At 56.1% G+C, this 19,751-nt stretch carries 15 protein-coding genes; 6 read left to right on the top strand and 9 right to left on the bottom strand.

All coding sequences use genetic code 11. The features are described 5' to 3' along the window. Window positions 1-21: 21 nt before the first annotated feature. A complete protein-coding gene (gene yjbE, locus SK53_RS20800; protein WP_003860341.1) occupies window positions 22-264 on the bottom strand; it encodes an exopolysaccharide production protein YjbE in 243 nt (80 codons plus the stop codon). A 366-nt stretch (window positions 265-630) separates the two neighbouring features. Next, window positions 631-2,280, bottom strand: a complete 1,650-nt coding sequence (gene pgi, locus SK53_RS20795; protein WP_003860343.1) for a glucose-6-phosphate isomerase — start codon at window positions 2,278-2,280, stop codon at window positions 631-633. 374 nt (window positions 2,281-2,654) lie between these two features. Here pgi and lysC point away from each other — a divergent pair, with 374 nt between their 5' ends. The 3 genes from lysC (at window position 2,655) to SK53_RS20780 (ending at window position 5,365) form a co-directional block, all read left to right on the top strand. Then, on the top strand, window positions 2,655-4,004 hold the full coding sequence (gene lysC, locus SK53_RS20790; RefSeq protein ID WP_003860344.1) for a lysine-sensitive aspartokinase 3: 1,350 nt from the start codon (window positions 2,655-2,657) through the stop codon (window positions 4,002-4,004). A 93-nt stretch (window positions 4,005-4,097) separates the two neighbouring features. Then, entirely contained in the window at window positions 4,098-5,042 is a 945-nt protein-coding gene (gene panS / locus SK53_RS20785) for a ketopantoate/pantoate/pantothenate transporter PanS (protein WP_022650218.1), read from the top strand. Between the two features lie 50 nt (window positions 5,043-5,092). Continuing rightward, a complete protein-coding gene (locus tag SK53_RS20780) occupies window positions 5,093-5,365 on the top strand; it encodes a YjbD family protein (protein ID WP_003860346.1) in 273 nt (90 codons plus the stop codon). Here the strand turns inward: SK53_RS20780 and rluF are convergent, their stop codons facing one another. Next, the gene (rluF, locus tag SK53_RS20775) at window positions 5,366-6,238 is read right to left on the bottom strand and encodes a 23S rRNA pseudouridine(2604) synthase RluF (protein ID WP_022646725.1); all 873 of its coding nucleotides are present in this window, start codon (window positions 6,236-6,238) and stop codon (window positions 5,366-5,368) included. 197 nt (window positions 6,239-6,435) lie between these two features. On the opposite strand from rluF, the gene SK53_RS20770 reads away from it, so the two are divergent. Together SK53_RS20770 and SK53_RS20765 are read left to right on the top strand one after the other, a co-directional pair. Next, the gene (locus tag SK53_RS20770) at window positions 6,436-6,738 is read left to right on the top strand and encodes a type II toxin-antitoxin system RelE/ParE family toxin (protein ID WP_023315213.1); all 303 of its coding nucleotides are present in this window, start codon (window positions 6,436-6,438) and stop codon (window positions 6,736-6,738) included. Between the two features lie 6 nt (window positions 6,739-6,744). Further along, window positions 6,745-7,032 (top strand): addiction module antidote protein, encoded by a 288-nt coding sequence (locus tag SK53_RS20765; RefSeq protein WP_022650216.1) that lies wholly within the window; start codon window positions 6,745-6,747, stop codon window positions 7,030-7,032. On the opposite strand, the gene SK53_RS20760 is transcribed toward SK53_RS20765, so the two are convergent. Next, window positions 7,029-8,660, bottom strand: a complete 1,632-nt coding sequence (locus SK53_RS20760) for a Na/Pi cotransporter family protein (RefSeq protein WP_003860350.1) — start codon at window positions 8,658-8,660, stop codon at window positions 7,029-7,031. The two genes, SK53_RS20765 and SK53_RS20760, sit on opposite strands and share 4 nt — an antisense overlap. Window positions 8,661-8,776: 116 nt before the next feature. Continuing rightward, window positions 8,777-12,460, bottom strand: coding sequence for a methionine synthase (gene metH / locus SK53_RS20755; RefSeq protein WP_048209951.1), 3,684 nt, complete (start codon window positions 12,458-12,460; stop codon window positions 8,777-8,779). Between the two features lie 193 nt (window positions 12,461-12,653). Between metH and iclR the strand changes: the two genes are divergently transcribed. After that, window positions 12,654-13,481 (top strand): glyoxylate bypass operon transcriptional repressor IclR, encoded by an 828-nt coding sequence (gene iclR, locus SK53_RS20750; RefSeq protein WP_003860353.1) that lies wholly within the window; start codon window positions 12,654-12,656, stop codon window positions 13,479-13,481. Window positions 13,482-13,504: 23 nt separating this feature from the next. On the opposite strand, the gene aceK is transcribed toward iclR, so the two are convergent. The 4 genes from aceK to metA all read right to left on the bottom strand — a co-directional run bounded on the left by aceK (window position 13,505) and on the right by metA (window position 19,444). Beyond that, window positions 13,505-15,256 (bottom strand): bifunctional isocitrate dehydrogenase kinase/phosphatase, encoded by a 1,752-nt coding sequence (aceK, locus tag SK53_RS20745; RefSeq protein WP_003860354.1) that lies wholly within the window; start codon window positions 15,254-15,256, stop codon window positions 13,505-13,507. 51 nt (window positions 15,257-15,307) lie between these two features. Continuing rightward, window positions 15,308-16,612, bottom strand: coding sequence for an isocitrate lyase (aceA, locus tag SK53_RS20740; protein ID WP_003860356.1), 1,305 nt, complete (start codon window positions 16,610-16,612; stop codon window positions 15,308-15,310). A 31-nt stretch (window positions 16,613-16,643) separates the two neighbouring features. Beyond that, the gene (aceB, locus tag SK53_RS20735; protein WP_045331332.1) at window positions 16,644-18,245 is read right to left on the bottom strand and encodes a malate synthase A; all 1,602 of its coding nucleotides are present in this window, start codon (window positions 18,243-18,245) and stop codon (window positions 16,644-16,646) included. Window positions 18,246-18,514: 269 nt separating this feature from the next. Next, complete coding sequence (metA, locus tag SK53_RS20730) at window positions 18,515-19,444, bottom strand: homoserine O-acetyltransferase MetA (RefSeq protein ID WP_003860360.1); 930 nt, start codon at window positions 19,442-19,444, stop codon at window positions 18,515-18,517. Window positions 19,445-19,751: the final 307 nt, after the last annotated feature.

Below are 19,751 nucleotides of genomic sequence, written 5' to 3'. Positions count from 1 at the left end.
TTATGATTAAAACACCCGGTATTACTGGGTGCTGGTCGTCGTAGTGGTCGTGGTTCCGGTATTGGAGCCATCACCGCCACCGGTTGCCGCCAGCGCGACACCCACGGCTGAACTTACGGCGCTGGTGCTGGCTGCGGTAGAACTCCCCGCAGACGCAGACGTCGCTGCCGACCCTGCTGCTTCCCCGACCTGGACCGGAGCTGCATAGACAGACGTCGCCGCAAGCGCAGATATGGCAAAAATGCCATACAGTACTTTCTTCATAACAATTTCCCTTCAATGAATGAATGGAGATTTGCCCGAAAAGAAATTCAGGCGGATTCGAGTATACACAACTAAAGCAGTGGGTTTACCGTGGGGGTAAATAGGGATGAGGTTTTCAGACTAATGGTTAAAAATGGAAGGAAAAAAGAATCAAGTAAATATATAATAAATATAAATCAATAATTTATAATATAAGAACATTAAAGCATCACTCCGTATTTTCTTAAAATAAACCTCAGCAATTAACGGGGTTACTGTCTTTTTCGGATTAAACTCAGATTCAGAATTTGAGATAACTAACAGACATCAGGAATTATCCGATAAAAAAATGCCGGCATATCGCCGGCATTGTTCATGACATATTTATTACGCACGCCAGGCTTTATAACGGTTAATCAGACCATTGGTGGAGCTGTCGTGGCTGTCGATCGCTTTATCGTCACCCAGCTCTGGCAGAATGCGGTTTGCCAGCTGTTTGCCCAGCTCAACGCCCCACTGGTCAAAGGTGAAGATGTTCAGAATAGCGCCCTGAGTGAAGATTTTGTGCTCGTAGAGGGCAATCAGCGCCCCCAGGCTGAACGGCGTGATTTCGCGCAACAGAATGGAGTTAGTTGGACGGTTGCCTTCGAACACTTTAAACGGCACCACGTGCTCCAGCGTTGCCGGATCTTTACCCTGATCACGGTACTCCTGCTCAACCACCTCGCGGGATTTACCGAACGCCAGCGCTTCGGTCTGGGCGAAGAAGTTAGACAGCAGCTTCGGATGGTGGTCGGACAGTGGGTTGTGCGTAATCGCCGGGGCGATGAAATCGCACGGTACCATTTTGGTGCCCTGGTGGATCAGCTGGTAGAACGCGTGCTGACCGTTGGTGCCCGGCTCGCCCCAGATGATTGGGCCAGTCTGGTAATCCACCGCGTTGCCGTTACGGTCAACGTACTTGCCGTTGGATTCCATGTTGCCCTGCTGGAAGTAGGCCGCAAAGCGGTGCATGTACTGGTCGTACGGCAGAATCGCTTCGGTTTCAGCGCCGAAGAAGTTGTTGTACCAGATCCCGATCAGCGCCAGCAGCACCGGCAGGTTTTTCTCAGGCGCGGTGGTGGAGAAGTGTTTGTCCATCGCGTGCGCGCCGGAGAGCAGCTCAACGAAGTTGTCGAAGCCGACGGACAGGATGATGGACAGACCGATCGCAGACCACAGAGAGTAGCGGCCGCCAACCCAGTCCCAGAACTCAAACATGTTCGCCGTATCAATACCGAACTCACCCACCGCTTTACCGTTGGTGGACAGCGCCGCGAAGTGTTTCGCCACGTGCTTTTCGTCGCCCGCGGTTTTCAGGAACCAGTCGCGCGCGCTGTGGGCGTTGGTCATGGTTTCCTGAGTGGTGAAGGTTTTAGACGCCACCAGGAACAGCGTGGTTTCCGGGTTCACCTTTTTCAGCACTTCAGCGATGTGGGTCCCATCGACGTTGGACACGAAGTGCATGTTGAGGTGGTTTTTGTACGGGCGCAGCGCCTCGGTCACCATGAACGGGCCGAGGTCAGAGCCGCCGATACCGATGTTTACGACGTCGGTGATCGCTTTGCCGGTGTAGCCTTTCCAGCTACCTGAGATGATCGCTTCGGAGAAGGTTTTCATCTTTTCCAGCACCGCGTTCACTTCCGGCATCACATCTTTGCCGTCAACGATAATTGGAGTATTGCTACGGTTGCGCAGCGCCACGTGCAGCACGGCACGGTCTTCGGTGCGGTTGATCTTCTCACCGGAGAACATGGATTTGATGGCATCTGCCAGTTCAGTCTCTTTCGCCAGATCTTGCAGCTTCGCCAGCGTCTCTTCGGTGATACGGTTCTTGGAGAAATCCACCAGCATCAGGTCATCGAAGGTGGCGGAAAACTTGCTGAAACGATCGGCATCTTTCGCGAACAGATCCGCGATGGTGACGTCTTTCATTTCATCAAAATGTTTCTGTAGTGCCTGCCATGCAGCGGTCTGCGTTGGGTTGATGTTTTTCATAGCAATACTCTTCTGATTTGAGAATTGTGACTGCGGTCGATTGTAGCGCCTGCAAATAAAAATTGTGATGGTTTTTATGCCATTGCCCTGGTCTGCATCAAACGCAGGTGAAAAGACCCGAAAAGTATAGCTGCTGTCGCGCCCTTCCGGCGTGGCGAAATGTTGGTCAAAAAGGGGTAAAAAGGAGCATAAAATATGGGCCTGTTATAAGTCCTGTTTCTGAGGGGTACCCCCCCATGAAAAATCCGCATAATCCCAGCATTGACAGGACCTCCCCCGCATTTTATTTATAGGGCCGTATTTTGCGCCTGCACCTGTTCTCGCTTCATTCTTGTGCCAAGGTCGCTCTATTCATTCCCTGACACGAGGTTGTTATGACGAGTTTTGTGGTCGCCAAGTTTGGCGGCACCAGTGTGGCAGACTACGATGCCATGAACCGCAGCGCCGATGTGGTGCTGGCCGATCCGAATACCCGCCTGGTGGTACTTTCCGCCTCAGCCGGCGTGACGAACCTGCTGGTTTCTCTGTCTGAAGGACTGGAAGCGACCGAGCGTTTCGTGAAGCTGGATGCACTGCGCAAAATTCAGTTCGACATTCTCGAGCGTCTGCAAAACCCGAACGTCATTCGTGAGGAAGTGGAACGCCTGCTGGAAAATATCACCACTCTGGCCGAAGCCGCGTCGCTGGCAACCTCTACCGCCCTGACCGATGAGCTGGTCAGCCACGGTGAACTAATGTCTACCCTGCTGTTCGTTGAGATCATGCGCGAGCGCAATATTCAGGCGCAGTGGTTCGACGTGCGTAAAGTCATGCGCACCAGCGACCGCTTTGGCCGCGCCGAGCCGGACGTGGAAGTCCTGGCTGAGCTGACTAACCAGCAGCTTGCCCCGCGCCTGGATGAAGGCATAGTGATCACCCAGGGCTTTATCGGCAGCGAAGCCAAAGGGCGCACAACCACGCTGGGCCGTGGCGGTAGCGACTACACCGCCGCCCTGCTGGGTGAAGCCCTGCACGCCACCCGCGTGGATATCTGGACGGACGTGCCGGGAATCTACACCACCGACCCGCGCGTGGTCTCTGCGGCAAAACGTATTGACGTGATCGCCTTTGAAGAAGCGGCTGAAATGGCGACTTTCGGCGCGAAAGTGCTGCACCCGGCCACGCTGCTGCCCGCCGTGCGCAGCGACATTCCGGTCTTCGTTGGCTCAAGTAAAGATCCAAAGGCGGGCGGGACGCTGGTCTGCAAGAAAACCGAGAACCCGCCGCTGTTCCGCGCGCTGGCCCTGCGTCGTAAGCAGACGCTGGTTACCCTGCACAGCCATAATATGCTGCATTCCCGCGGCTTCCTGGCAGAAGTGTTTGGCATCCTGGCGCGCCACAATATCTCTGTAGATTTGATTACCACTTCCGAAGTGAGTATTGCGCTGACGCTGGACACCACCGGTTCAACCTCAACGGGTGATACCCTGCTGACGCAGTCGCTGCTGATTGAGCTTTCCGAGTTGTGCCGTGTGGAAGTAGAAGAAGACCTGGCGCTGGTGGCCATCATCGGCAACAAGCTGTCGCGCGCCTGTGGCGTGGGTAAAGAGGTGTTCGGCGTGCTCGACCCGTTCAATATCCGCATGATCTGCTACGGTGCATCCAGCTACAACCTCTGCTTCCTGGTCCCTGCCGATCAGGCCGAGCAGGTCGTGCAGAAACTTCATCAGAATTTGTTTGAATAAAATTCGTTAGCACGTTAAACAATATCGATAAGCCGGGCACAGACCCGGCTTTTTTATAACAAAACAACACGACAATACTGCAAGGAATTCACTATGCTCTCCGCTATCACCCGGCTGTTCCCGTTATGGGCGCTGCTGCTCTCTGTACTCGCGTATTACACTCCTGCCACGTTCACGGGCATTGGTCCGTGGGTCACCACGCTGCTGATGCTGATTATGTTCGGCATGGGCGTGCATCTGAAAATTGACGATTTCAAACGCGTGCTGTCTCGCCCGGCGCCGGTTGCCGCAGGGATTTTCCTGCACTACCTGGTGATGCCGCTCGCGGCCTGGCTGCTGGCGATGGCCTTTAAGATGCCGCCCGACCTTTCCGCCGGGATGGTGCTGGTGGGGAGCGTTGCCAGCGGCACGGCATCTAACGTCATGATCTATCTGGCGAAAGGCGACGTGGCGCTTTCCGTCACCATCTCGTCCGTTTCCACGCTGGTGGGCGTGATTGCCACGCCTCTGTTAACCCGCCTGTATGTCGACGCGCATATCCAGGTGGACGTGATGGGCATGCTGCTCAGCATCCTGCAAATCGTGGTGATCCCGATTGCGCTGGGGCTGGTGATCCACCATCTCTTCCCGCGGGTGGTGAAAGCGGTTGAGCCGTATCTGCCCGCGTTTTCGATGATCTGCATACTGGCCATTATCAGCGCCGTGGTAGCCGGTTCCGCATCGCACATTGCTTCGGTGGGCTTTGTGGTGATCGTCGCGGTTGTGCTGCATAACACTATTGGTCTGCTGGGCGGTTACTGGGGCGGGAAGCTGTTTGGCTTTGACGAATCCACCTGCCGCACGCTGGCGATCGAAGTGGGGATGCAGAACTCCGGCCTGGCGGCGGCGCTGGGTAAAATTTACTTCTCACCGCTGGCAGCGCTACCGGGGGCGCTGTTCTCCGTCTGGCATAACCTGTCCGGTTCGCTGTTAGCAGGGTACTGGTCCGGTAAGCCGATTGATGACCAACCGAAAAAAGATGCGGTGAAACAGGGTTAATTGTCCCGGCTTGCTTTACACTGAAGCCTCCCCATCAGGAGGCTTCAGCAATGGCTACACCACGTTTGACCCAGAAAGACATGACCGAAGCCGAGCAGCGCGAACTTAAAACGCTTCTCGACCGCGCCCGCATCGCGCATGGCCGCACGCTGACGAACGCCGAAACCAATCAGGTTAAAAAAGAGTACATCGATAAACTGATGGCGCAACGTGAGGCTGCGGCGAAAAAAGCCCGCAAGCTGAAAAAAGAGCAGGCTTATAAGCCGGATGCAGAGGCGACCTTTTCCTGGTCCGCCAATACATCAACCCGTGGAAGGCGCTAATTAGCGCCCTTTCTTTTTGCGCCCCGGCTGGGTAAAGCGTTTTCCGTTACCCGGCTTGCCCCGCCCTTTCTCTTCTGCCTGCGGTGCCTTCACCACCGGACGTTTAATCGCCTGCGTTTTCGGTTTGGCTTTGGCTTTCGGCTTCGCTTCGGACGAGGAGTTCTCGATAAGTTTGAACAGCTCGATCAGCTCGTCATCCGTTAGGTCACGCCACTCGCCCAGCGGGATCCCGGACAGGCTGACGTTCATGATGCGCGTGCGTTCCAGCTTCGTCACTTCATAACCAAAATACTCGCACATGCGGCGGATCTGGCGGTTTAAGCCCTGCACCAGGGTAATGCGGAAGGCAAACGGCGCTTCTTTTTTGACCTTACACTTCTTCGTTACGGTGCCCAGAATCGGCACGCCTGCGCCCATCCCGCGAATGAACTCGTCCGTCACCGGCTTGTTCACCGTCACGATGTACTCTTTCTCGTGGTCGTTACCGGCACGCAGAATTTTGTTCACCAGATCGCCGTGGTTGGTGAGGAAAATCAGCCCCTGAGAGTCTTTATCCAGACGGCCAATCGGGAAAATGCGGCTGCTGTGGTTCACGAAATCAACAATGTTGTCCCGCTCGCCATCTTCCGTGGTGCTGACAATCCCAACCGGTTTGTTCAACGCGATAAACACCAGGTCTTCGGCATCACGCGGTTCGATGACCTGACCATTCACTTTCACCACATCGCCAGGTACCACCTGATCACCAATGGTGGCGCGTTTGCCGTTAAGAAATACGTTACCCTGTTCAATGTAACGGTCAGCCTCGCGACGTGAGCAGATCCCGCTCTCGCTAATGTATTTGTTTAATCGGGTTGATTGAGTTGGCAGCATAGTTTCTCCTGTGAAGGGCGAAATATACCTTAGGTTTGGGCTGGAAAAAAAGATTAGCCGACGGTTACTGAGACGGGTTTTTTAGTTTGCGAGACGCTTTCAGGATTTAGCGTCAGGCTATTTATCCTTGAGCTAACTCCTTTTAGCTTTACTCTCCAGAGACAATTGCTTGTAGTTTATAAATCACAGGGAGTAATATGAAGGAGATCGTTCAGACAGAATCCTTCCGACGCTGGGAGCAAAATTTAAAGGACAGGCGGGCAAAGACGATTATCGCTTCCCGCCTCTTTAGGCTGGCAAATGGCTTAGCGGGCGACATTAGACCCGTGGGGGAAGGTATCAGTGAACTGAGGATCCACTTTGGCCCGGGCTACAGAGTCTATTTTAAGGACCAGGGCAATTGCATCATCGTGCTGTTATGTGGTGGTGACAAAAGCAGCCAGGCCAGAGACATACTTATGGCAAAAATGCTGAGCAATGTATCCCAATGGCAGGAGTGAATGAGCATGCATAAATTAACACCCTACGATCCAGCCAACGCACTGGTGGATGACGAGGAAATCGCTGTGTTTATGGCTGATGCATTAGAGACGGGTGACTCAGCGTACATTGCTAAAGCGCTGGGCGTCATCGCCCGAGCGAAAGGGATGTCGACCATTTCCCAGCAAACGGGCCTGTCACGAGAACAACTGTATCGATCATTCAGTGATAAGGGGAACCCAACGCTCAAAACCACGCTGGCGGTCATGAAAGCATTGGGCCTTGGGTTAACAATCAAACCCTCTGGGGATTAATACTCATCCCGCTCGTCATCTTCATCCGGTTGCTCCATCACGCTGTACGCCACCGCGCAGAACAACGAGTTGAGACGTTTCATATCGCCCAGCAGCCCCAGATGGAGCGAGCTGGTTTCGATACTCTGCACGTTCTGCTGATGCAGACGCTCAACGTGGGCGTGCGAGTAGCGGCGATTAAGGATGCGGAAACGATGCTTGTTGCGGCGCAGGCGGCGCGCGCTCGGCACGTCGCTGGAGAAGAAGACCGACATCGCCAGCTTCAGGTTGCTGACCAGCTGTTCGTGCAGCGCTTCCAGCTCTTTCAGCCCTTCCACAGAAAACGCCCGACGTGCGGCCAGGGATTTATCCGCGATTTCACTGCCCATACGCTCGACAATATCCGAAGCCTGCTCCAGGTTAAGCGACATCTCAATAATTTCCGCCCAGCGGCGGGATTCCTCTTCCGCCAGCTCGTCCTGGGGGATCCGCGCCAGATAGAGCTTGATGGCGGTATACAGCACGTTGATATCGTCCGCCAGCCTGCGCAGCTCTTTTTCTTCGCGCGGCTCGCCGTGCATCACCTTTTGCAACCCTTCCAGCATGGTTTCCATCGCGTCACCCATGCGCAGCGTTTCGCGGGCGGCATTGGCGATGGCCAGTGCGGGCGTGTCCAGCACAGAGGTGTCCAGATGCTTCGGTTTAAGGCGCGCGTCCAGCTCCGGTTCATCACGAATTAGCCGCTCGCAGAAGCGGGCCATCGGCGCGGCAAACGGCACCATCGCCAGACAGCGCACCAGGTTGTAGAAGACGTGGAAGTAGATCACCAGTTCCGCTTTCGGCAGAGAGAGATTATCCATCAGGTTCGCCAGCGGGTGCACAAACGGCAGAATGATCAGGCTACCCACCAGCTTAAACAGTAAACTCCCCAGCGCCACCCGGCGGGCGGCAGCGTTGGCGGCGCTGTTGTTGAGCATCGCCAGCAGGCCAGAGCCGAGGTTGGCACCGATCACCAGGCACAGCGCCACCGGGAAGGAAATTACCCCTGCGGCGGTTAAGGTCGCCGTCAGCAGGACCGCTGCCAGGCTGGAGTAGCTGACGATGGCGAATACCGCGCCGATCAGCGCATCCAGCATAATATCGCCGGTTAACGAGGCGAAGATGACCTGCACACCGTTGGCCTGGGTGATCGGCGTGACAGCCTGCACAATCAGCTCCAGCGCCAGCAGGATCAGCCCGAGGCCAATACCGACGCGGCCAAGCTGCCCGGCACGGCTTTGCTTACGGCCGAGGAAAAAAATGACGCCGATAAAAATCAGCAGTGGCGACAGCCAGGAGAGATCGAACGTCAGGATACGCGCCATCAGCGCGGTACCGACGTCGGCGCCAAGGACAATCACCAGCGCCGGGGCGAGCGCCACCAGATCCTGCGCCACGAACGAGGTGACGAGCATGGTGGTGGCGTTGCTGCTTTGCACCAGCGCCGTGACGCCAATACCCGCGCAGAAGGCGAGCGGCTTCTTCTCAACGCTGCCGCTGAGAACGGTACGTAAACGTGCGCCAAACACGCGCATCACGCCGGTACGAACGATATGGGTGCCCCATACCAGCAGTGCGACTGCGGAGAGCAGGTGTAACAACGTCAACACGGTAGGTATTCCTCCTTATCGTTATTCGTTTTCCTGAGGTTCAGTATAAGGGTTTAAACGTAAGAAAGAGACAAGGCACCATAGCGGTGCCCTGTTTGTTGTAAGGAAAAGTGACGTTAGTCTGCGTCGTAGCCCAAATTCGGCGCCAGCCAGCGTTCCACCTCTGACACGCTCATGCCTTTACGCAGGGCGTAATCCTCAATCTGATCGCGCTGAAGCTGTGCCACGGCGAAGTACTTGCTGTCCGGATGGCTGAAGTACCAGCCGGAAACGGACGCGCCCGGCCACATGGCGAACGACTCGGTGAGCTTCATGCCGGTATGCGCTTCGACGTCCAGCAACTTCCAGATAGTGCCCTTCTCGGTGTGTTCCGGGCAGGCCGGATACCCCGGCGCCGGACGAATGCCCTGGTAATTTTCGCGGATCAGCTCCTCGTTGCTGAGATTCTCATTCGCCGCGTAGCCCCAGTGCACCTTACGTACGCGTTCATGCAGATATTCAGCGAAGGCTTCCGCCAGACGGTCGGCGATCGCTTTCACCATGATTTTGTTGTAATCATCGTGCTGCGCGTCGTACGCATCCGCCAGCGCGTCTTCTTCCAGACCACCGGTTACGGCAAAGGCGCCGATATAGTCGGCTTTACCGGAGAGTTTCGGTGCGACGAAATCCGCCAGGCAGTAGTTGGCAAAGCCCACTTTCTCGGTTTGCTGGCGCAGATGGTGGCTCACGGCCAGCACATGGGTGCGGGTTTCATCGCGGTAGATTTCCACGTCGTCGCCCACGCGGTTCGCCGGGAACAGCCCCACCACGCCGCGCGGGTTGAGGGCTTTCTCTGCGCTCAGCCTGTCGAGCATGTCGTTAGCATCTTTAAACAGGCGCTTCGCCTCTTCGCCCACCACCTCATCTTCAAGAATGCGCGGATATTTGCCCGCCAGCGACCAGGTCATGAAGAACGGCGTCCAGTCGATGTAGTTACGCAGCGTTTCGATGCTGGCCGTCACGTCCTGCACGCCCAGACGGTGTGCGACCGGCGGCGTATAGCTGGACCAGTCGAACGCCAGATCGTTTTCGCGCGCCGCCTGAAGCGAAACCGGCGGCGTGCGCGGTTTCTTACGTCCATGCTGAATGCGGACGGTTTCATACTCTTTGCGGGTGCGGGCGACAAAGTCATCGCGCTGGGTGTCAGACAGCAGCGCGGAGACCACGCCCACGGTGCGCGAGGCGTTTTGGACATACACCGTCGGCCCACTGTAGTTCTGCTCGATTTTCACCGCCGTGTGGGCTTTCGAGGTGGTTGCCCCGCCAATCAGCAGTGGAATGGTGAAGCCCTGGCGCTCCATCTCTTTTGCCACGTTGACCATTTCGTCCAGCGACGGCGTAATCAGCCCGGAAAGACCAATCAGATCCGCATTCACCTCACGCGCGGTCCTGAGGATTTTATCCGCCGGGACCATCACGCCAAGATCGATAATTTCGTAGTTATTACACTGCAACACCACGCCAACGATGTTTTTGCCGATGTCGTGTACGTCGCCCTTCACGGTGGCGATGACCATTTTACCGTTACTGGAGCCCTTCTCTTTGCTGGCTTCGATAAAGGGTTCCAGATACGCCACCGCCTGTTTCATGACGCGGGCGGATTTCACCACCTGCGGCAGGAACATTTTGCCCTCGCCGAACAGATCGCCGACCACGTTCATGCCGTCCATCAGCGGCCCTTCGATCACTTCAATCGGACGGGCGGCCTGCTGACGCGCTTCCTCAGTATCCTCCTCGATAAACTCGGTAATGCCTTTTACAAGCGAGTATTCCAGACGCTTATTCACATCCCAGGAGCGCCATTCGGCCTGTTGAACGTTGGCTGATTCGTCAGATTTACTGCCGCGGTATTTTTCCGCCAGATCCAGCATGCGTTCGGTGGCGTCGTCACGACGATTGAGGATCACGTCTTCTACGGCGTCGCGCAGCTCGGCTGGCAGATCGTCGTAAATTGCCAGCTGGCCGGCGTTGACGATCCCCATGTCCATCCCGTTGCGGATGGCATAGTAGAGGAACACGGCGTGGATCGCCTCACGAACCGGGTCGTTGCCGCGGAACGAGAACGAGACGTTTGACACGCCGCCGGAGATCAGCGCATGCGGCAGTTCGCGTTTAATGTCTTCACACGCGCCGATGAAGTCCTGGGCGTAGTTGTTGTGCTCTTCGATGCCGGTCGCGACGGCGAAGATGTTCGGGTCGAAGATGATGTCTTCCGGCGGGAAGCCCACCTCTTCGGTCAAAATTTTGTACGCGCGGCGGCAAATCTCAATCTTGCGCTCGCGGGTATCGGCCTGACCCACTTCATCGAAGGCCATCACCACCACGGCGGCCCCGTAGCGACGCACCAGCTTCGCGTGGTGGATAAAGGTATCGACCCCCTCTTTCATTGAGATAGAGTTAACGATGCCTTTGCCCTGAATGCACTTCAGCCCTTTTTCGATGACGTCCCATTTGGAGGAGTCAATCATGATCGGCACGCGGGCGATATCCGGCTCACCGGCAATCAGGTTGAGGAAACGCACCATCGCCGCTTCGGCGTCGAGCATCCCCTCGTCCATGTTGATATCGATAATCTGCGCGCCGCTTTCCACCTGCTGGCGAGCAACATCCAGCGCTTCGCTGTACTTCTCTTCTTTGATCAGACGCTTGAACTTCGCGGAGCCGGTGACGTTTGTACGCTCACCCACGTTCACAAACAGGCTGTCGTCGCCGATGGTCAACGGCTCCAGGCCGGACAGACGACAGGCTACCGGAAGCTCGGGTAGCTTGCGCGGTGGAAGCCCGGCGACGGCGCGGCTCATGGCGGCGATATGCTCCGGCGTGGTGCCGCAGCAGCCGCCGACGATGTTGAGGAAGCCAGATTCGGCCCACTCGCGGATTTGCGCCGCCATGGTGTCGGCATCCAGATCGTACTCACCGAACGCGTTCGGCAAACCGGCGTTCGGGTGGGCGGTGACGTAGCACTCTGCGATGCGCGAAAGCTCCTGCACGTACTGGCGCAGCTCGTCCGGCCCCAGCGCGCAGTTCAGGCCGAAGGAGAGCGCTTCGGCGTGGCGCAGGGAGTTATAAAACGCTTCGGTGGTCTGGCCGGACAGGGTACGGCCGGAGGCATCGGTGATGGTGCCGGAAATCATGATCGGCAGGTCAACGCCCAGCGCCTCGAACTCCTCTTTCACCGCGTAAATCGCGGCCTTGGCGTTGAGAGTGTCGAATACCGTTTCAATCAGGATCAGATCGGAACCGCCTTCCACCAGCGCTCTGGTCGATTCACGGTAGGCAACAACCAGCTGGTCAAAGGTGATATTACGAAACGCCGGGTCGTTGACGTCCGGTGAAATCGACGCGGTGCGGTTGGTTGGGCCAAGCACCCCGGCAACGTAGCGCGGCTTGTCCGGCGTGCGGGCCGTCCACTCGTCGGCGCAGGCGCGCGCAAGCTTTGCGGCTTCAAAGTTGATCTCCGCCGACAGGGATTCCATCTGGTAATCCGCCATGGCGATGGTTGTCGAGTTAAAGGTGTTGGTTTCAACGATATCCGCACCCGCTTCGAAGTAGGCGTTGTGGATATCCTTGATCACGGACGGCTTGCTGAGCACCAGCAGGTCGTTGTTCCCTTTCAGGTCACAAGGCCAGTCGGCAAAGCGCTCGCCGCGGAAATCGTCTTCGCTCAGGCGATAACCCTGGATCATGGTGCCCATGCCGCCGTCCAGCACCAGAATTCGTTCATTTAACTGCGCACGCAGTTGCTCTACTTTGCTGCTCACACTTGCTCCCGACAACGCTCAACATGGCCAAAAGGCTGCGTTCCATACTGGCATAATCTCGCAGGGTCGAAAAGTCACACAGCGGTAACATGAGACATGTTCACTATCACTCCTCCGATCAGTCAGGAAAGCGGTTGCAAAACCACCAAATAAAACGAAAATGATTTCCACGATACAGAAAAAGGAGTTCGTCATGGTTACGACCGTTCCCGCTAAACGCGGCAGAAAACCTGCTGCAACCACCGCTGCACAACCTGGCGGACAGGTTCAATCCCTGACGCGCGGCCTGAAGCTGCTGGAATGGATAGCCGAATCGCACGGCAGCGTGGCCCTGACGGAGCTGGCGCAGCAGGCTGGCCTGCCGAACTCCACCACGCACCGTCTGCTGACCACCATGCAGCAGCTGGGATTCGTGCGTCAGGTGGGCGAGCTGGGACACTGGGCGGTCGGGGCGCATGCGTTTATTGTCGGCAGCAGCTTCCTGCAAAGCCGCAACCTGCTGGCGATTGTCCACCCGATTCTGCGCAAGCTGATGGAGGAGTCCGGCGAGACGGTAAACCTGGCCGTACTGGATCAGAGCGATCACCAGGCGATTATTATCGACCAGGTGCAGTGTACGCAGCTGATGCGCATGTCCGCACCGATTGGCGGCAAGCTGCCGATGCACGCCTCTGGCGCAGGGAAAGCGTTTCTCTCGCAGCTGAGCGAAGAGCAGGTAACGGGGCTGCTGCACCGTAAAGGGCTGCACGCCTATACCCACGCCACGCTGGTGTCGCCCGTGCATCTGAAAGAAGATCTGGCTCTGACCCGCAAGCGCGGCTATTCGTTTGATGACGAAGAACATGCCCTCGGGCTGCGCTGCCTCGCGTCCTGCATTTTTGACGAGCACCGCGAGCCGTTTGCCGCCATCTCCATCTCCGGGCCGATTTCACGCATGACCGACGACCGCGTCACCGAGCTGGGCGCGATGGTGATTAAGGCCGCGAAAGAGGTGACGCTGGCGTATGGTGGGATTCGTTAAACGTGCATTGCCGCCTGATGCCCTCACTCCGGCCCTCTCCCACAGGGAGAGGGAGAAAAGCGGATGCAAAACCGCTGCTTGCGGCGGTAAGCGTAGACATCTTCCACGTGTCCGTTTTTGATCCGCGTTTGCAGCCCGCGCCAGTAGCTGGCGCGGAACAGATCGGCATGCATCTCTTCAAATAACGGCCCGATGCGCGGGTCGGCACACAGCCAGTGGCGAAACTCCTCCGGAAACACATCGCCCGGCGATACGCTGTACCACGGCTCGCTGGACAGTTCATCTTCCGGGTAGCGCGGCGCCGGGATATCGCGGAAGTTCACCTCGGTCATGTAGCAAATTTCATCGTAATCGTAGAACACCACCCGCCCGTGACGGGTGACGCCGAAGTTTTTAAACAGCATGTCGCCGGGGAAAATATTGGCGGCGGCGAGCTGGCGAATCGCATTGCCGTACTCTTCAATGGCGTCTCGTAAAGCCTGGCCTTCGGACTGCTCCAGCCAGATATTTAGCGGCACCATCCGGCGTTCGATATAGAGATGGCTAATCGCAATCTTATCGCCAAGATCGGTAATTTTCGTCGGCGCTTCCTGCATTAGCAGCGACATCAGCGACGGATCGATCTGCTGCTTATCCAGCACAAAGTTTTCAAACTCCTGGGTATCGGCCATTCGCCCGACACGATCGTGCTCTTTAACCAGCTGATAGCAGGCGCGAACGTGCGCGGCGCTCATCTCCTTCTGCGGGGCGAATTTATCCTTAATCACCTTAAACACGCGGTCGAAGCCCGGCAGTGTGAAAACCAGCATCACCATGCCGCGGATCCCCGGCGCTTCGATAAACTGCTCATCAGCCGTGGTGACATAACGCAGGTATTCCCGATAACTTTCCGTTTTGGCATGCTTCTGACAGCCAATCGCCATGTACAGCTCGGCGGTGGTTTTGCCCGGCAGGATCTCGCGCAGCCACTCCACCAGGGCGGCAGGCAGTGGGGCATAGACCATGAAATAGGAACGGGCGAAGCCAAATACGATACTGGCCTCAGCGCTGGTAGTCAGGCAGGTATCGACAAACAGTTGGCCGTCGTCGGTACGGTGAATGGGCAGCAGAAACGGCACGATGGCTGTCGGCGTAACCAGTTTGCCCACCAGCCAGGCGGCCTTATTCCGGTAGAAAAGCTCGTTGGCAACCTGCAAATGGCTGCGGCTGAGCACCTCCTCGCCGAAGGTTTCATTGAGATACGCATGGATATAGCCGATATCCCGGGGTTTATTCTCCCACGGCAGGCGCAGCGGCAAATCCGTTAAGACGCGGTGCAGGAGCTTTTCCCAGCCGCGATCGGGAAAGAAATCTTTCGCCAGCGGACGCGGAATGGTACGGAAGCGGCGCTCCGGCTGGGAGCTGAAGATAAATAACCGCTCAGGAGATAATGAGCGGTGGTCAAATAACCGGCAATAGACGGAGTTGAAAAAGCTCTCCGCAATCTCGAAGCGCGGGTAGTCGGGTAACAGATGGGTGTAATGCTCTTTCACGCGCAGTAAAAAATCCGCATCCGGGCTTTTACCGTCGGTGATACAGCGCAGTTGCTCCACCACCAGACCTACATGGTGATCATAAAGATGGATACGCTGCTTCATGGCCTGCTGAACCGCATGCCAGTCGGCGTGCTCAAAACGCTGTTGCGCGCCGGAGGTGACTTCCAGAAAGCGGCCATATTGGGCATCGAAGCCCTGCAAAATAGTTTGGGCAATCAGTAATTCCAGACCACGCGACATATATTCCCCCTCACCCCAACCCTCTCCCCGAGGGGGGAGAGGGGGAAAAGATTAGAACTGTGCTTCTTCCGTTGAGCCCGTTAATGCCGTGACGGAGGAGGCCCCGCCCTGAATAATCGTGGTCACATTATCGAAGTAGCCGGTTCCCACTTCCTGCTGGTGCGAAACGAAGGTATATCCCTCTTTGCCTGCCGCAAATTCTGGCTGCTGCACCTTCTCAACATAGTGCTTCATGCCTTCGCCCTGCGCGTAGGCGTGCGCCAGGTCGAACATGTTGAACCACATGCTGTGGATACCCGCCAGGGTGATGAACTGGTACTTGTAGCCCATATCCGACAGCTGCTGCTGGAAGCTGGCGATGGTGGTATCGTCCAGATTCTTTTGCCAGTTGAAGGACGGCGAACAGTTATAGGCCAGCAGCTTGCCCGGATACTTCGCATGAATCGCATCGGCAAAACGCTTCGCCAGCGCCAGATCCGGCGTGGAGGTTTCACACCAGACCAGGTCAGCGTAAGGGGCATAGGCCAGACCGCGGCTGATGGCCTGTTCGATACCGGCATGCGTGCGATAGAACCCCTCGCTGGTGCGCTCGCCGGTAATAAATTCGCTGTCGTACGGATCGCAGTCAGAGGTGATCAGGTCCGCCGCATCAGCATCGGTACGGGCAATCACCAGCGTCGGCACGCCGAGCACGTCAGCAGCCAGACGCGCGGCAACCAGCTTTTGGATCGCTTCCTGGGTTGGTACCAGCACTTTCCCGCCCATATGCCCGCACTTCTTGACCGACGCCAGTTGATCTTCAAAGTGAACGGCCGCTGCACCGGCCTCAATCATGGATTTCATCAGCTCAAAGGCGTTCAGCACGCCGCCGAAACCGGCTTCCGCATCGGCGACGATCGGCAGGAAATAGTCTATAAAACGCGGATCGTGGGGTTCGATACCCGCGGCCCACTGGATCTGATCCGCACGGCGGAAGGTATTGTTGATCCGATCCACCACTGACGGCACCGAGTTCGCCGGATAAAGAGATTGATCCGGATACATGCTGGAGGCAAGGTTAGCATCCGCCGCGACCTGCCAGCCGGAAAGATAGATAGCTTCAATGCCGGCCTTCGCCTGCTGCAATGCCTGACCGCCAGTCAGTGCGCCGAGGCTGTTGATATAGCCTTTTTTAGCTCCCCCATGCAGCAGATCCCACATTTTCGCCGCGCCGTTCTGCGCCAGCGTACATTCCGGATTAACCGAGCCGCGTAACTTCACCACTTCTTCTGCGCTGTACGGACGGCGAATGCCTTCCCAGCGCGGTTGGGTCCACTCTTTTTGTAACTCTTCGATCTGTTGGGTACGGGTTTTCATGTGCAGATGCTCCATATTGTTATGTGGTGAATTACGCCAGGAAGCGGTAGCCCGGCAGGGTCAGGAAGTCGATTAAGTCATCAGAGGTGGTGATTTGCTCCATCAGACGTGCAGCATCGTCAAAACGCCCGCTGCTGAAGCGGTGCTCGCCCAGTTCGTCCTGGATGACCCGCATCTCTTCGGCCAGCATCTGACGGAACAGGGCTTTGGTTACCGGTTTGCCGTTGCTGAGCGTTTTTTGATGGTGGATCCACTGCCAGATGGAGGTACGTGAAATTTCCGCCGTGGCGGCATCTTCCATCAGGCCGTAAATCGGCACGCAGCCGTTGCCGGAGATCCATGCCTCGATGTACTGCACGGCGACGCGAATATTGGCGCGCATCCCCTCTTCCGTGCGTTCGCCCGCACACGGCGCCAGCAACTGTTCTTCTGCGATTGGCGCATCGTCTTCACGGGTGACAAACAGCTGGTTTTTGTTGTCGCCGAGTACGCGGTTAAAGACTTCCATCGCCGTATCGGCCAGACCAGGATGGGCAATCCACGTCCCGTCGTGGCCATTACGGGCTTCCAGCTCTTTATCGGCTTTCACCTTGTTGAGCACCTGATTGTTACGCTCTGCGTCTTTGCTCGGGATAAACGCCGCCATACCGCCCATCGCAAAGGCGCCGCGTTTGTGGCAGGTCTTAATCAGCAGGCGCGAGTAGGCGCTGAGGAACGGTTTATCCATGGTGACAACCTGACGATCCGGCAATACCCGGTCAGCATGGTTTTTCAGGGTTTTGATGTAGCTGAAGATGTAATCCCAACGGCCGCAGTTCAGGCCCACAATATGGTCACGCAGCGCATGGAGGATCTCATGCATCTGGAATACGGCAGGCAGGGTTTCAATCAGCAGCGTGGCCTTAATGGTGCCGCGCGGCAGGCTGAAGCGGTCTTCTGCGTAGCTGAAAACTTCACTCCACCACGCCGCTTCCTGCCAGGACTGGGTTTTCGGCAGATAGAAATAGGGGCCGCTGCCTTTCGCCAGCAGGTTTTTATGGTTGTGGAAGAAGTACAGCGCAAAGTCGAACAGGCTGCCCGGAATCGCTTCTCCGCGCCAGGTGACGTGCTTTTCTGGCAAATGCAGACCGCGTACGCGACAGATCAGCACCGCCGGATTCGGTTTGAGCTGGTAAATTTTACCGGCTTCGTTGGTATAGCTGATGGTGCCATTGACGGCGTCGCGCAGGTTGATCTGCCCGTCGATAACTTTCTGCCAGTCCGGTGCCAGCGAGTCTTCAAAATCGGCCATAAAGACTTTGACGTTGGCATTCATGGCGTTGATCACCATTTTGCGCTCTACCGGGCCGGTGATCTCCACACGACGATCCTGTAAATCTTCAGGGATTCCGCGGATTTTCCAATCACCATGACGAATGGAAGCAGTTTCCGAAATAAATCCTGGCAACTTGCCGTTATCGATCCCCTGCTGTTGGTGAATGCGCGCCGCCAGCAGTTTATTACGCTGTGGCGTAAAGCGAGTCACCAGTTCAGTCAGAAACTCTACCGCTTCTGCCGTCAAAACTTGCTGTTCTTGCTCACCATTCGGCTGGGTAAAGGTCAGTTCATCGACCGTTGTTGCCTGTTGAGTCATCGTTCTGCTCCTCATCAAAGATCCAAATCACGCCCCCGACGCGAGCGAAAGATCGTTGTGTAGTTTTCGCTCAGCAGAATTAAGACTATCTATAATTTTTCCAAAATCAAAAACAATTTCCATTTTAATTTTAATTGCAACGCAACTTCATGATTACTATAGAGTTAAAGTTTCCTGGTATGTTGAACAGGATTTCGGAAATAAAAAAGGCACCCGAAGGTGCCTGATCTGAATAGCTGAAACGCTTTAGGATCGTTTAATGCAGACGATTACTCCAGCGTCGGATTCATGTGGCGAAGATCGTACGGCGTAATCTGGTAGACGTAATAGTTGAGCCAGTTGGTAAACAGCAAATTTCCATGACTACGCCAGGTTGCCCGAGGCGTGTTTTGTGGATCGTTTTTCGGGAAATAGTTGTACGGGACATCCGGATTCAGACCCGCTTCAACGTCACGAAAATACTCTGCCGCGAGGGTATGCGGATCGTACTCAGGATGGCCGGTAACGAACGCGATGCGTTTGTCTTTACTGGCGAACAGGTAGGCATCGCCGTCTTCCGTTTCGGCCAGGATTTCCAGGTCGGTGTAATCTCGGATCAGCTGTGCCGGAAAATCGGCGTAGCGAGAATGCGGGGCCAGGAAAGTGTCATCGAAACCACGCGTCAGCAGCGCATGCGGGTGAAGGATGTGGTGTTCGTATACGCCAGAAAGTTTGTCGCTGCGGGTTTGCTTGGGAATACCATACAGGATATTCAATGCGGCCTGTACCGCCCAACAGACAAACAAGGTGGACGTGACGTGATCTTTTGCCCACTCCAGCACCTGCCTGATCTGTGGCCAGTAGGCAACGTCATTAAATTCCACCAGACCCAGCGGTGCGCCGGTGACGATCAATCCATCGAAGTTCTCATCGCGAATATCTTCAAAATTACAGTAGAAGTTATTCAGATGCTCAGCAGGCGTGTTGCGTGACTCACGCGCGTCAATGCGCAGCAACTGGATATCAACCTGAAGCGGAGAGTTGGAGAGCAAACGCAAGAACTGGTTCTCTGTTTCGATCTTCTTTGGCATCAAATTAAGGATCAGCACCTTCAGCGGGCGAATTTCCTGACCAGAAGCACGCGAAGTTGTCATTACGAAGACATTCTCTTCACGCAAGAAATTGACGGCTGGTAGCTCGTCCTGCACCCGAATCGGCATAACCTTAAATCCTCACAGCATACGTATAAACGTTTAGACATCCAGACAGCTAACGATACCCAGAAACGGGGTTAATGTCGAGCCTGCAAGCGTAAGGTGAGAAAGTTTCAAGGAGGGGATGGTGCGGTTTGGTGCCCTCACCCCGGCCCTCTCCCACAGGGAGAGGGAGAAAAACAAAAGCAAAAAACCCCGCACCTTACGGTACGGGGTTCTTCTTGTTTGATGCCTGGCAGTTCCCTACTCTCACATGGGGAGACCCCACACTACCATCGGCGCTACGGCGTTTCACTTCTGAGTTCGGCATGGG

The organism is Enterobacter sp. MGH119, from assembly GCF_001037675.1.
In the GTDB taxonomy this organism is placed as follows: domain Bacteria; phylum Pseudomonadota; class Gammaproteobacteria; order Enterobacterales; family Enterobacteriaceae; genus Enterobacter; species Enterobacter hormaechei_C.
Note: the sequence above shows the minus strand (reverse complement) of the source record. Positions and strands in the feature narration are given on the sequence as shown.